The sequence below is a fragment of the Bifidobacterium sp. W8110 genome, assembly GCF_016101375.1.
GTDB classification, from domain to species: Bacteria; Actinomycetota; Actinomycetes; order Actinomycetales; family Bifidobacteriaceae; genus Bombiscardovia; species Bombiscardovia asteroides.
In genome coordinates, this window is sequence record NZ_JACFQO010000002.1 from 705,703 (window position 1) to 720,184 (window position 14,482).

Consider the following 14,482-nt stretch of genomic DNA (forward strand, 5'->3'; position numbering starts at 1 on the left):
ACCCGCTTTATTCGTAGCGGTCTCCCCTCGGGACTGACTGCTCGTCGGCCGGCCGCGGCTCGGTTTAGAATCATGGGTATGGGCATACAAGAGGAACAGCCGCAGCGGGATGGCGATCTGCTGGTGGCTCTGGCTCAGATCGACACCTGTGTGGGCGATCTTGACGGCAACGCCGACATTATTATGGACTACTCGCGAAAGGCAGCTGGGCAAGGGGCGACCCTGGTGGTCTTTCCCGAGATGAGCCTGACCGGTTATCCGATCGAGGATCTGGCATTTCGTGCCAGCTTTCGTCGGGCCGCCTGGTCTCGGGCCGACCGGCTGGCCGGGGAGCTGAAGGAACAAGGTCTGGGCCATCTGTATGTGATCGTGGGGACCGTGGGCACCGATACGGATCAGGACAGGCCCCGCAACCGGCTGGTGGTCCTGCACCAGGGTCGGGTCGAAGCCGGCTACGACAAGCACTTCCTGCCCAACTACGGTGTTTTTGACGAGTACAGGATTTTCACCCCCGGGGATAGAACCGTGGTTCTGGAGGTGCAGGGGCACCGGATTGGGCTCGCCATCTGCGAGGACATCTGGCAGGAGGGCAATCCCCTCAGTGACCTGGCTGCCCGGGACATCGACCTCTTGGTGACCATCAATGGCTCCCCCTACGAGGAAGGTAAGGGGCATGTCCGCTACGAGTTGGCGGCTCGCCGGGCCAAACAGGTCGGCGCGCCCCTGCTCTATCTGAATCAGGTGGGCGGGCAGGATGATCTGGTTTTTGACGGTGGCAGTTTCGTGGTGGACCAGGATGGCACCCTGCTGGAGCGCTCGCCCAGATTCGTCCAGGATCTGTCCATGTGGACCCTGCCCGCAAAAGGGGAACGCCCACTGCCAAGCCAGTCCTGCATGGTGGAAGAGATGCCTGGGGACGAGGAGGTCTATCGGGCCTGTGTGCTGGGTCTAAAGGACTATATGGTCAAGAACCACTTCACGGGTGTCTGTCTGGGACTCTCAGGTGGAATCGACTCGGCCCTGGTGGCCACCATGGCCGCGGATGCCTGCGGAGGGGAGCATGTGCGCGGCATCTCCATGCCCAGCCGCTACTCCTCGGAAGGCTCCCGGGATGATGCTGCCGACCTGGCTCAGCGTCTGGGCGTGCGTTACGTGGTCCAAGCCATAGAACCGGAATTCGATGCCTTCCAAGGGCAGCTGCACCTGGAAGGGGTGGCTGAAGAGAACCTGCAGGCTCGGATACGTGGCGTCATCGTCATGGCCTACGCCAATGCCGAGGGGCTTCTGGCACTGGCCACAGGCAACAAGTCCGAGCTGGCCTGCGGCTATTCGACTATCTATGGCGATGCGGTCGGCGGCTACGCGCCCATCAAGGATCTGCTCAAGACCCGGGTCTGGCAGCTGGCCCGCTGGCGCAACGCCCAGGCTCAGGCAAAGGGTGAACGTGAGCCCATTCCGACCAATTCCATCGTCAAGCCGCCTTCGGCCGAGCTACGCCAAGGGCAGAAGGATTCTGATTCCCTGCCAGACTACAGCCTGCTTGACAAGGTTCTGGAGGCATACATCGAGCATGCGCATGGTCGGGCCGACCTTCTGACCGACGGCTTCGATCCTGATACGGTCGATACGGTCATGCGCTTGGTTGATCGGGCCGAGTGGAAGCGGCGCCAGTACCCGCTGGGGCCCAAGGTAACCTCCCTAGCCTTCGGCCGTGACCGCCGGCTGCCCGTCACCAACGCCTTCAGGGAGTGATGGCCATGGGTTCCCAAGAGGAGCGAACGGCCTGGTACTTCAACACCGTCACCGGCAAACCCGAGCAGGGCAAGCTGTCTCCGCAGGACAGGCGGATGGGCCCCTATCGCAGCAGGCAGGAGGCCCTCGATGCCTGGAAGATCGCCAAACGCCGGAACAAGGAATGGGATGAAGAGGACCGACGCTGGCGGCAGGCCTGGGAGGGTGATCCTGGACAGTGACAGTCATCAGCTGACAGATGAAGCTACCGCAGGATTGCTCGATAGTCTTGGCGAGCCAGTTGACCATACAGTCAGAACGGCTCGGGGCTCAGGCGGTGTGCTGGGCGCACTCGCAGGATATGGGCGTGGCGCCCATTGCGAGTCTTCATGCAGTGTGATATAGCTCACGTCACGATTCGGTTTCCCGTGGTAATGCGCACCCTATACTTGAAAGTGACAGTGGTGTGAGGAAGCGCCATTGACCATATCAACAAGGAGTTGACTATGACAGCAGTTGAGACCAACACCGTCTCTCCCGCAGAGCTGCAAGCCAAGGCTTGGAAGGGCTTCAAGGGCGAGGACTGGAAGAAAGACATCGACGTTCGTGACTTCATCCAAAAGAACTACACGCCGTACACCGGTGACGAATCCTTCCTGGAACCGGCCACCGAGAAGACCAAGTTCCTGTGGAATTACCTGGATGACAATTTCCTTGCCGTAGAGCGCAAGCAGCGCGTTTACGACGTGGATACCCACACCCCGGCGGGCATTGACGCCTTCCCAGCCGGATACATCGACGGCAAGCCTGCCGGCGAGACTCAAGACGACGTGATCGTCGGCATGCAGACCGACGTTCCCTGCAAGCGTGCGATGATGCCCTATGGCGGCTGGCGCATGGTTGAGCAGGCCCTCAAGGAGGCTGGCAAGGAGCCCGACCCCGAGGTCAAGAAGATCTTCACCCGGTATCGCAAGACCCATAACGATGGCGTCTTCGACGTTTACACCAAGAGGATCAAGCTGGCCCGCCACAACAAGATTCTGACCGGTCTGCCCGATGCTTACGGCCGTGGCCGCATCATTGGCGACTACCGTCGTGTGGCCCTCTACGGCATTGATGAGCTGATTGCCCGCAAGAAGGCCGACAAGGATTCGATTCCTTACCGTAACGACTTCACCGAGGAAGAGATCGAGCATTGGATCCGCTTCCGCGAGGAGCATGCCGAGCAGATCAAGGCTCTGAAGCAGCTGCTTACCCTGGGTAAGGAGTACGGCCTGGATCTGAGCCGTCCCGCCATGAACGCCAAGGAAGCTGTCCAGTGGACCTACATGGCCTACCTGGCCTCGGTCAAGAGCCAGGACGGCGCCGCCATGTCCATCGGCCGTCTGTCCGCCTTCTTCGACGTCTACTTCGAGCGTGATCTGGCTGCTGGCCTGATCGACGAGACCGATGCCCAGGAGATCATCGACAACATCGTGATGAAGCTTCGCATCGTGCGCTTCCTGCGGACCAAGGACTACGACAACATCTTCTCGGGCGACCCCTACTGGGCCACCTGGTCCGACGCTGGTTTCGGCGACGACGGCAGGCCCCTGGTCACCAAGACCTCCTTCCGTCTGCTGGCAACTCTGACTCTGGAGCACCTTGGACCCGGCCCCGAGCCCAACATCACCATCTTCTGGGATCCGAAGCTGCCCGAGGGCTACAAGCGCTTCTGCGCTCGTATCTCCATCGACACCTCCGCCATCCAGTACGAGTCCGACAAGGACATTCGTGCCCACTGGGGTGATGACGCAGCCATCGCCTGCTGCGTGTCCCCCATGAGGGTCGGCAAGCAGATGCAGTTCTTCGGCGCCCGTGTCAACTCCGCCAAGGCCCTGCTCTACGCCATGAACGGCGGCCGTGACGAGATGACCGGCATGCAGGTCATCGACAAGGACGTAATCAAGCCTGTCACCCCCAAGGAAGACGGTTCTCTGGACTTCCAGGAGGTCAAGGACAACTACGAGAAGGCCCTGCAGTGGCTGAGCGAGACCTACGTCGAGGCTCTGAACATCATCCACTACATGCACGATAAGTACGACTACGAGTCCATTGAGATGGCCCTGCACGACAAGGAGGTCTACCGCACACTTGGTTGCGGCATGTCCGGCCTGTCCATCGCCGCTGACTCCCTGTCGGCCATCAAGTACGCCAAGGTCTACCCGATCTACAACAAGGATGCCAAGGGCACTCCTGAGTATGTCGAGGGCGCTGACGACGACCTGATCGTCAACTACAAGACCGTCGGCGAGTTCCCGATCTACGGCAACGACGACGATCGCGCCGACGACCTGGCCAAGTGGACCGTCTCCACCGTCATGGGCCAGATCAAGCGTCTGCCCGTCTATCGTGGCGCTGTGCCGACCCAGTCCATCCTGACCATCACCTCCAACGTGGAGTATGGCAAGAACACCGGGTCCTTCCCCTCCGGCCACAAGAAGGGCACCCCGTATGCTCCCGGCGCCAACCCCGAGAACGGCATGGATTCGCACGGCATGCTGCCCTCCATGTTCTCCGTGGGCAAGATCGACTACGACGACGCCCTGGACGGCATCTCGCTGACCAATACGATTACCCCTGACGGCCTGGGCCGCGACGAGGATGAGCGCATCAACAACCTGGTGGGCATCCTGGATGCCGGCAACGGCCACGGGCTCTACCACGCCAACATCAACGTCCTGCGTAAGGAGCAGCTGGAGGATGCCGTCGAGCACCCCGAGAAGTACCCGCACCTGACCGTGCGCGTCTCGGGTTACGCCGTCAACTTCGTCAAGCTGACCCGCGAGCAGCAGCTCGACGTGATTTCCCGCACCTTCCACCAGGGCGCGGTGACCGACTGATCGCACTTGTGCGATAGTCAACCGTTGATGAGACGGTGAATCATGGGGCGGGGCGCACCAAGGCCCCGCCCCCTTTTCGTCTTTTTCAGGAGGATCCGATGACGGAGACCACCACCTTCCATACCACACAGCCGCACATGCTCAAGGAATCCAAGGTCTACCAGAGCCAGACCCTGATGGGCGGCCTTTCGGGGTTCGAATCACCCATTGGACTGGACCGGCACGACCGCATGAATGCCTTACGCACGGGCGATATCGGATTTGTTCACTCCTGGGACATCAACACCTCAGTGGACGGGCCGGGCACAAGGATGACCGTCTTCATGAGCGGATGTCCCCTGCGCTGCCAGTACTGTCAGAACCCCGACACCTGGAAGATGCGCGATGGCCAGCCCGTATATCTGCAGGCCATGATCGACAAGGTGGCCCGCTACCAGGACCTCTTCAAGAGCACGGGTGGCGGAATCACCTTCAGCGGTGGCGAGTCCATGATGCAGGCTGCCTTTGTATCACGTGTCTTCCGAGCTGCCAAGGAGATGGGCGTCCACACCTGCCTGGACACCTCGGGCTTTCTCAATCGCAACTACACCGATGCCATGATTGACGATATTGACCTGTGCCTGCTGGATGTCAAATCCGGCGACGAGGCCACTTACAAGAAGGTGACCGGCGGCACGCTGGCACCCACAATCGAATTCGGCAAGCGTCTGGCTGCCCGTGGCAGTAAGATCTGGGTCCGCTTCGTGCTGGTGCCTGGGTTGACCGACTCCGAGGAGAATGTCGAGAATGTTGCCCGGGTATGTGAACAATTCAAGGACGCCATTGAGCACATTGATGTGCTTCCTTTTCATCAGCTAGGACGGCCCAAGTGGCATGAGCTGCGCATTCCCTACCCGCTGGAAGACGCCAAAGGTCCCTCCGCGGCCCTGAAGGATCGGGTCAAGAAGCAGCTGGAGGCCCACGGCTTCGTGGTCTACTAAGCCATAGAACCCAATTTCGTTCTTGAGCGGGTCCAGGAGCAATCAGATTAATTTTCCTGTCGCTCCCCACGGCGAACACCGTGGGGAGTTTTGTCTGCCTGAGCGAAGGTCAGTCGGCCAAGCAACGAATGACCGACTTCATGAAGAACCGCTCAATCAATTCCGGATTCAGTGAATGACCGGCTCCGTGAATCGATAAATTGTCGACCATGCATGCTTAGTAAGAATTGTCAGCGGGTTGAGGCCATGGACTATGCTTTCAGACGTGTGTTTTCCGGGCCGGTCAGCCCGGTGGCGTGATGAAAGACAAACTATAAAAGAGGTTGAGCGCAGGTGACCACGGATCCTCAGACGCAGCTGCTTTCAGAGCCCGCCCAGGGTGTGCCGTCGGTCATCGATGATATGGCCGGATACCGCCGGGCCTGTCGGATGCTCTCCCGGGGGAGCGGTGCGTTGGCCGCGGATGCTGAACGGGCCTCCGGCTTCCGCTACGGCCACGATGACTACCTGGTGCAGTTCAAGCGCCAGGGGTCGGGGATATTTCTGCTGGACCCACCTGCTCTGATGCAGGCGGGCTGTGACTGGTCTGAATTCAATAAGGCTGTTGATGGGGCCCAATGGATCATTCATGACTCCCCTCAGGATTTACCCGGCTTCTATGCGCTGGGCATGAGGCCCTCATCGCTCTTCGACACCGAGTTGGCGGCCAGGATGCTCAACCTGGGTCATTATGGTCTGTCTGCAGTGACCGCGCACTACCTGGGGCTGACGTTGGCCAAGGAACACTCTGCCGCAGACTGGTCATATCGTCCACTGCCGCGCGATTGGCGCAATTACGCCGCCTTGGACGTGGAACTGTTGAATCAGTTACGAACGCGCGAACTGGAGGACCTGCGCCGTCACGGCAAGGATGAGTGGGCCAGGCAGGAATTCGCCTGGCTGCTGGAGCAGGGCAAAGTTCCCAAGCCGAAGCCCGAGCAGCCCTGGCGGCATATCTCGCACATCAACGCCCTGCACAACGACCGCCGAGGCCTGGCCGTGGCCCGTTCCCTGTGGACCACCCGAAACCGGTTGGCCCGGCGCTACGACATCGCTCCGACGCTCCTCCTGCCCGACAAGGCCATCATCGAGGCCGGCAGGCTCAAGCCGCATAACAACGCCCAATTCCGGGCCATCCGGTCCTTGAACGAGCGGGTCAGGATCCACACCGGCGGCGAGCAGGACCGGATGTTTGAGCGCTATGCCCCCATCCAGCGCCGGGTCAGGCCCTCGGTCTGGAAACAGGCCATTCTGGAAGCGCTGAGTCTGCCCACCGAAAAGCTGCCGGTGTCTCCCAAGCCTCGGTGTGAGGAGACCAACGCCCCCAAGTCCATGCAGGTCTGGCGGCACCGCCATCCCGACCGGTTTGCCAGGCTGGAGGCAGCGCGCAAGGCGGTGACTGAAGTGGGACACCGGACCAACACCCCTGACGAGATTTTGATCAAGCCCCGCTACCTGCGCAACCTCTGCTGGACTGACGAACCGGAACAGCGTGATGTGGCCGACTTCCTGCGTCAGGAGGGCGCCCGCCCCTGGCAGGTTTCGCTCCTGTCAGAGTCCCTGACTCGCGCTATTATGTAACGGTTGCCTTACTGGCAGATCAAACGGTTTGGATGAATTGGAGCGCAGCGTGAAAATCAGCGTCAGAAACCTCGAGCCCACCAAGGTCAGGCTCACCATCACCGTCGATCCCGATGAGCTGAACCCCTACCTGGATCAGGCCCGTAAGGAGATCGGCAAGCAGGTGACCATCCCCGGCTTCCGTAAGGGCCATGTGCCCGGACCCATCATCGATCAGCGCGTGGGCTTTGCCAGCGTGGCGGGCGAGGCCGTCAACGCCGGTGTGCCCGAACTCTACTCCAAGGCTCTGGAGGAGAAGCAGCTGCACGCCATGGCGCAGCCGCAGATTGATGTAAAAGACATTCCCTCCTCGGCCAAGGACGACACCAAGCTCAAGTTCACCGCCGAGGTCGAGATTCGTCCCAAGTTCGAGCTGCCCGAGATTGAGGGCATGGAGATTGAGGTCCCCAAGCCCGCCGTCACCGACGAGGACGTGGACAAGCGGCTGGACAACCTGCGTCAGCGCTTCGGCACCCTGGTCAGCGTGGATCGCCCCGCATCCAAGGGCGACTACGCCAACATCGACCTTGACGCCGTCATCGACGGCGAGTCCGTGGACTCCCAGCAGGGAGTCAGCTACGAGCTGGGCTCCAACACCATGCTGGATGGTTTGGATGAGGCCCTGGACGGGCTGTCCGCCGGAGAAGAGACCACCTTTGAGGGAACCCTGGAGGCCGGCGAGCACCAGGGCGAGAAGGCCCAGATCAAGGTCAAGGTCAACTCGGTCAAGGCCGAGGAGCTGCCCGACCTGGATGACGAGTTCGCCAAGGAGGCCTCGGAGTTCGAGACCCTGGAGGAGCTGCGCGAGGACGTACGCAAGCAGTGCCAGGTGGATGCCGAGGGTCGGCAGGCCACTGATGCCCGCGATGCCTTCATTGCCAAGCTCCAGGAGGGCTTGGACATCCCGGTGCCCAAGGGTATCAAGCAGTCCATGGTGACCGATCAGCTTAAGAACACCGGCAAGGATCCCGACAAGGCCAGCAAGGACGAGAAGACCGAAGCCGAGGAGAGCGTGGAGAAGGAACTGCGCGACCAGATGACCCTGGACGCTCTGGCTGAGAAGCTGGGCATCACGGTCAGCCAGGCCGACGTAACCAACTTCCTGGCCTCCATTGCCCAGCAGTACGGCATGGACCCCAGCGCCTTCATCAACGGCATCGTCCGCAATGGCCAGCTGGGTTCGGCTGTGCAGGAGGTCGGTCGCTCCAAGGGCATGCTGGCCGGCATGCGGGCCGTCACCTTCAAGGATCCCGATGGCCAGGAGGTTGACCTGAGCCGCTTCCTGGGCGAGGATGAGCCCGAGGCCCAGGAGGAGCAGGACGAGAGTGTCCAGGCTGCCTCCGCCGCGGCTGAAGTGGCTGACCAGCTCTCCCAGGATCAGGAGTAGCTTTCTAAGCAAGGTACAGGGCCGCATCCAGGCTGTTTCGCAACTGGGTGCGGCCCTGTCATAGCGGTTGCGCAAAGAGCAGAAAGACCGAGGCCGCGTCGATTGCGGGGGCTACTCTCAATACAGATACGTTTATCGAAGGAGACAGGGTGAACAACTCATTGGCAACCAGTCCTGTGATGGAGGAAGGGGAGGCCCCTACGCCGACCGATCCCATCTTCAACCGACTGCTCAAGGACAGGATCATCTGGCTGGGGGACGAGGTCAAGGACGCCAACGCCAACGTCATCTGCGCACAGATGCTGATGCTGGCGGCCGAGGATCCCAAGAAGGATATCTGGCTCTATATCAATTCGCCTGGCGGTTCCATTACGGCCGGCATGGCCATCTACGACACCATGCAGCTGATCGAGCCCGACGTGGCCACTGTTGCAGTCGGCATGGCGGCTTCAATGGGTCAGTTCCTCCTCTCCAGCGGGGCCAAGGGCAAGCGTTTCGTCACCTCCCACGCGCGGGTGCTCATGCATCAGCCCTCGGGCGGCGTTGGAGGCACGGCCACTGATGTCAGGATCAACGCCGAGCTGATCATGGACATGAAGCGCACACTCTCCCAGTTGACAGCCGAGCAGACCGGCCACACCCTGGAAGAGATCTACCGGGACAACGAATACGATCACTGGTTCACGGCCCAGCAGGCCCTGGAGTACGGCTTTGTCGACCGGATCGTGACCACCCACGGCACTATGACCGCGGATCAAGGGAAGTGAGCACTCCATATGGCATCTGAAGAAGCGCAATTCGTAGCACGGGCCCGTCGACTGGCAGGCCCTCGCGGCCTGGCCGCTGTGCCCACCGACCGCTATGTGCTGCCGCAGTTCGAGGAGCGCACCCCATACGGCTACAAGCGCCAGGACCCCTACACCAGGCTCTTCGACGACAGGATCATCTTCATGGGCGTCCAGGTGGATGACACTTCATCGGATGACATCATGGCCCAGCTCCTGGTTCTGGAGAGCCAGGATTCCAACCGCGACGTGATCATCTACATCAACTCGCCGGGGGGATCCATGACGGCCATGACCGCCATCTATGACACCATGCAGTACATCAAGCCCGATGTACAGACTGTCTGCCTGGGCCAGGCCGCCTCGGCCGCTGCAGTTCTCCTGGCGGCCGGCACCAAGGGCAAGCGTCTGATCCTGCCCAACGCCCGTGTACTGATTCACCAGCCGGCCATGGAGCAGGACTTCGGCAAGGCCACCGAGATCGAAATCCAGGCCAAGGAGATGCTGCGCATGCGCACCTGGCTGGAGGAGACCCTGGCCAAGCACACCGGTCAGGATGTGGAGAAGATCCGCAAGGACATCGAGGTGGACACCATTCTGACCGCCCAGCAGGCAAAGGACTACGGGATAGTGGACGAGGTCCTGGAGCACCGCAACTAGCTCCGGTGACTACGCGCATGATTGATCGTCCGGATGGCGGCGGGCCCCTGGGACCCACGGCCTCCGGACGTTTTTGGCATCATGGACGATGCCAGTTAGAATTTGATTTCGGCGATTCTTGCGGATTCTCCGGGAAGGGAGAGCCATGGGCCGTGTGGTCAGCTACAATGACGGACTGAATCGCTGCGAGTTCTGCGGCAAGGATGAGCACCAGGTGCGCCGCCTGGTCAAGGGTCCTTCCTGCGCCATCTGCGACGAATGCATACGTCTATGCGCCCAGATCATTCAGGAGGACATGGCCAAGGACGCTGCCGACCAGCGGGTGACCCTGCCTGCACCCTCAAAGATATTCGCCTATCTGAACCGGTATGTCATCGGCCAGGAGGCCGCCAAGCGCACGCTGTCGGTGGCGGTCTACAACCACTACAAGCGCGTCAACATGGATCTGGGCGACCGTGGGCGTGCTGCAGACACTGCGTTTGAACGCAAGAATGCTGCCCCACGCGTCCAGGTGGACAAGTCCAACATCCTGCTCATGGGTCCCACCGGCGTAGGCAAGACCTACCTGGCACGAACCTTGGCAACCATCATGAACGTCCCCTTCGTCATTGTGGATGCGACCAGCCTGACCGAGGCGGGTTATGTGGGCGAGGACGTGGAGTCCGTCCTGCAGGGGCTGCTCCAGGCCGCCGACGGCAATATGGACCTGGCCCAACGGGGGATCATCTACATCGACGAGATCGACAAGATCGCCAGAAAATCCGGGGAGAACACCTCCATCACCCGTGACGTGTCCGGCGAGGGGGTCCAGCAGGCCCTGCTCAAGATTATCGAGGGCACCCAGGCCCGTGTGCCGGTACAGGGTTCGCGGCGGCACGGTGATGTCCGCACGGTCGTCATGGACACGTCCAATATCCTCTTCATCTGTGGCGGCGCCTTCGTCGGCCTTGAGGAGATCGTACGCCGGCGGCTGGGCCTGCGTGAGAGCGGATTCTCGGCTACTCAGGGGACTGACAGGGTGCCCGACGACCGGGTCATGAGCCAGGTCAGGGCCGAGGATCTGGAACAGTTTGGCCTGCTTCCCGAGTTTGTGGGGCGATTGCCGGTCATCTCCACCTTGGAGCCGCTGGGTGCCGATGAGCTGCGGAGGGTGCTGACCGAACCGGACAATGCCCTGGTCGACCAGTACCGGCGCATGTTCCTGGATGACGGGGCTGATCTGGTCTTCACGGATGCCGCCCTGGATCGGGTTGCGGCCGTCGCCCTGGAGCGCAAGGTCGGCGCCCGAGGGTTGCGGGGAATCATCGAGCACACCCTTGAGGCGACCATGTTCGAGCTGCCGGACAGGACGGATGTCTCCCGTGTTGTGGTGGATGCCGATGCCGTGGACGGGACAGGATCGCCCCGGTATGAGACCGGGCAGGGCATGACGGCAGTTGTTGGTCGTCGTTTGGCCTGACCCCGCCACGATGTGCGCCGCTGTTGGCCGGGCCCGATAGGATGATCATTGATGCCGGAAGGGAGGCCCCATGGGTGCTCGTAGCGCTGTCGTGGTTACGCACAGCCGGGTCCGGGCAAGCGGCCACCTGGTGGATGAGGTCGAGGAGCAGCTGCGCCGGGATGGATTTCGCGTCTCGATTGTCGACAATATTGCCGCCCCGGAATTCGGCAGCCCCAGCCAGAAGGTGGCCGACGACACCGAGATAGTCATTGTTCTGGGCGGCGATGGAACCATTCTGCGGGCTGCGGAGCTGGTCAAGGGCACCCAGGTGCCCATCCTGGGGGTCAACCTGGGTCATGTAGGATTCCTGGCGGAGTTCGAGAGCTTCCAGATTGGTGAGGCCATTCGCCGGGTGGCCGATCATGACTACTCCATCGACGAGCGCATGGTGGCCCACGTGGACCTGTGGATACCCGGAGCCGATCGACCACTGAGCGACTGGGCCCTTAATGACATGACCCTGGAACGATATGATCGGGGCAAGATGATCGAGGTATCGGTCCGAGTGGACGATGTGGAGATGAGTTCCTTCGGCTGCGACGGCATGATTGTGGCCACCCCGACCGGATCGACGGCCTATGCCTTTTCGGTGGGCGGGCCCATCGTCTGGCCGGATGCGCAGTCGTTGCAGATGGTGCCCATTGCTGCCCACGCCCTCTTCGCCAGGTCCCTGATCATCGGCCCGAAGTCGCAGTTCACCCTGGATGTTCTGGGTGATTCCCAGTCGGCCGGCTGGATCTGCAACGACGGACGCCGTCAACGGCCAGTGCCCAAGCGGTCCCGCATTGTGGTGCGTCAGTCCCATGACATCCTGAGGCTGGCCAGGCTGTCGGGGGTGCCCTTCACCAGACGACTGGTCTCCAAGTTCGACCTGCCGGTGGTCGGCTGGAGGGAGCAGCATCGCCCCTCGGTGGCTGCGAATGGGCAGAATCAGGGGGAGCCGCCGGAGTCGAACAAGGAGCACTGATGCTGGAAGAGCTGGAAGTACGAGACCTGGGTCCCATCCATCATGCTTTGCTACGGCCTGCTGCGGGCATGACGGCCATCACCGGGGAGACCGGGGCCGGCAAGTCCATGCTCCTCAACGCCATCAGACTGATCTCGGGGTCCGCTGCCCGTCCGCAGTTGGTGTCGCCTGGAGCACGTGAGTCGTGGGTCCAGGGGATTTTCGATGCTGGAGCGGCAGGAGGCGAGAATCCAGTGATTGCTGCCGTAACCGAGGCTGGCCTGCCCTTGGAGGATGAGGGGCAGATCTTCCTGGCACGAACCATGCCGGTCAAGGGGCGTTCCCGTGCTGCTCTGAACGGCAGGAAGGCCCCTCGTGGCCTGTTGGAGGAGGTGGCTGGGATGCTGGTCACTGTCCATGGCCAGGCGGATCAGATGCGTATGGCCAGCCCGGCCCGGCAGCGCGAATTTCTGGATGTCTATGCCGGTGACGGCCCGCAGTTGGAGGCTTTTTCCAAGGCTTTCAGGCAGTACCGACAGGCTCAGGACCATCTGGAGGAGCTGCGTAACCAGCAGTCCGGCGCGATGGCCCAAGCTGATTATCTTCGTGAATCCATTGCCCGGATTGACCGCGTTGACCCTCATTCCGGCGAGGATCGTGAACTCAAGGCCCAGCGGGACCGGATTGAGCATGCTGCCCAGATCAGTCAGGGAGTCATGTCCGCGCTGTCCGCCTTGGACTCCGGCCAAATCGACCCTGATGCTGACGCACCATCGGCCACGGCACTGGTCGAACGGGCCATTGCCGCTTTGGAAGGCATCGGTGTGGAGGGGGTCTTTCAGGAGTCGGCCCAGCGGCTGCGGTCGCTGAATGCTGATCTGTCTGATCTGGTCTTCACCCTGAGTAGCCAATTGGATGACGAAGGCCAGGAGGGCGATCTGGACAAGATCAACGCCCGCATCCACGATCTGGATGAGCTGACCCGACGCTGGGGACCGGATATCGACGACGTTCTGGCCTGGCGCAAGAAGGCTGCGTTCGAGCTTGAAGACATGGATGCCTCACCCGAGAAGCTGGAGGAGCTCCAAGGACAGGTTGAGCAGCTTCACGGAAGCGCCTTGAAAGCGGCACGGACTCTGTCTGCGTCTCGAGCCAAGGCTGCACGAAGACTGAGCGATCTTGTTGACGGCGAATTGCACTCTCTGGCCATGTCGGGCGCCGGGCTGGAGATCCGCGTCAGGCCACGCCAGGACCAGGAGATGGACGGGCATGGTCTGGACCAGGTTGATTTTCTCTTCAGACCATATCCAGGTTCGGACCTGCTGCCTATGGGTAAGAGCGCCTCGGGCGGCGAACTCAGCAGGCTCATGCTGGCCTTGGAGCTGGTGGCCGCCGAAGGCCGGACCTCATCGGGGCCTGACGGGTCTGGCCATGGACATACTGGTCTCGATTCCCAGGTTGGCGGCCCGACGATGACCTTCATCTTCGACGAGGTGGATGCCGGTGTCGGCGGTCGTGCTGCCGTCGAGCTGGGTCGCCGTCTGGCACGGCTGTCCGTCACCGCCCAGGTTATTGTGGTCACCCACCTGCCGCAGGTGGCTTCCTGGGCCGACCGACAGTTCGTCGTGGCCAAAGGACGTGAAGGTGGCGATGCTGTAGAGACCCTGGTCCGCCAGGTAGAGGGCGAAGACAGAGAGCGGGAGATCGCCCGGATGCTGGCTGGCAGTGAGTCCACGACCTCCCTGAAGCACGCTCGGGAGCTTCTGGCCTCCAGCAGGCTCCAGGCCCGATAGGTCTGGTTGCCGTCTACGCTTTGTCGTGCCAACGTTCGTCGATTTAGTGACTTTGACAAATCTTGGCGACATTGCTGCTTTTTGCGGCCTTGCCACTTCGTGCTGGACATCTGTCATTTTGCTGCTTTTCGTTTTGATGCTTTGGCCGTACTCATTTG

11 protein-coding genes are annotated in these 14,482 nt (G+C 61.4%); all 11 read left to right on the forward strand.

Features of this window, described 5'->3' with window-relative positions:
• The first annotated feature begins 72 nt into the window (after positions 1 to 72).
• Positions 73 to 1,752 carry an NAD+ synthase gene (locus tag H3T88_RS05850; RefSeq protein WP_415873723.1) on the forward strand — a complete coding sequence of 560 codons (1,680 nt, stop codon included), beginning with the start codon at positions 73 to 75 and terminating at the stop codon, positions 1,750 to 1,752.
• A gap of 5 nt (positions 1,753 to 1,757) precedes the next feature.
• On the forward strand, positions 1,758 to 1,973 hold the full coding sequence (locus H3T88_RS05855; RefSeq protein WP_198203940.1) for a hypothetical protein: 216 nt from the start codon (positions 1,758 to 1,760) through the stop codon (positions 1,971 to 1,973).
• Positions 1,974 to 2,237: 264 nt separating this feature from the next.
• Complete coding sequence (gene pflB, locus H3T88_RS05860; protein WP_198203883.1) at positions 2,238 to 4,613, forward strand: formate C-acetyltransferase; 2,376 nt, start codon at positions 2,238 to 2,240, stop codon at positions 4,611 to 4,613.
• Positions 4,614 to 4,711: 98 nt separating this feature from the next.
• Positions 4,712 to 5,593 carry a pyruvate formate-lyase-activating protein gene (gene pflA / locus H3T88_RS05865; RefSeq protein ID WP_015021700.1) on the forward strand — a complete coding sequence of 294 codons (882 nt, stop codon included), beginning with the start codon at positions 4,712 to 4,714 and terminating at the stop codon, positions 5,591 to 5,593.
• Positions 5,594 to 5,926: 333 nt separating this feature from the next.
• Positions 5,927 to 7,213: an HRDC domain-containing protein gene (locus tag H3T88_RS05870; protein WP_110417062.1), complete on the forward strand. Its 1,287-nt coding sequence runs from the start codon at positions 5,927 to 5,929 to the stop codon at positions 7,211 to 7,213.
• Between the two features lie 49 nt (positions 7,214 to 7,262).
• On the forward strand, positions 7,263 to 8,639 hold the full coding sequence (gene tig, locus H3T88_RS05875) for a trigger factor (protein ID WP_110417063.1): 1,377 nt from the start codon (positions 7,263 to 7,265) through the stop codon (positions 8,637 to 8,639).
• A gap of 179 nt (positions 8,640 to 8,818) precedes the next feature.
• Positions 8,819 to 9,406 (forward strand): ATP-dependent Clp protease proteolytic subunit, encoded by a 588-nt coding sequence (locus H3T88_RS05880; RefSeq protein WP_029678947.1) that lies wholly within the window; start codon positions 8,819 to 8,821, stop codon positions 9,404 to 9,406.
• Between the two features lie 9 nt (positions 9,407 to 9,415).
• Positions 9,416 to 10,084 carry an ATP-dependent Clp protease proteolytic subunit gene (locus tag H3T88_RS05885; RefSeq protein ID WP_198203884.1) on the forward strand — a complete coding sequence of 223 codons (669 nt, stop codon included), beginning with the start codon at positions 9,416 to 9,418 and terminating at the stop codon, positions 10,082 to 10,084.
• A gap of 145 nt (positions 10,085 to 10,229) precedes the next feature.
• Positions 10,230 to 11,543, forward strand: a complete 1,314-nt coding sequence (gene clpX / locus H3T88_RS05890; protein ID WP_198203885.1) for an ATP-dependent Clp protease ATP-binding subunit ClpX — start codon at positions 10,230 to 10,232, stop codon at positions 11,541 to 11,543.
• 70 nt (positions 11,544 to 11,613) lie between these two features.
• Positions 11,614 to 12,552, forward strand: coding sequence for an NAD kinase (locus H3T88_RS05895; RefSeq protein WP_198203886.1), 939 nt, complete (start codon positions 11,614 to 11,616; stop codon positions 12,550 to 12,552).
• The gene (locus tag H3T88_RS05900) at positions 12,552 to 14,324 is read left to right on the forward strand and encodes a DNA repair protein RecN (protein ID WP_198203887.1); all 1,773 of its coding nucleotides are present in this window, start codon (positions 12,552 to 12,554) and stop codon (positions 14,322 to 14,324) included. The genes H3T88_RS05895 and H3T88_RS05900 overlap by 1 nt, the downstream gene beginning before the upstream one ends.
• Positions 14,325 to 14,482 lie beyond the last annotated feature (158 nt).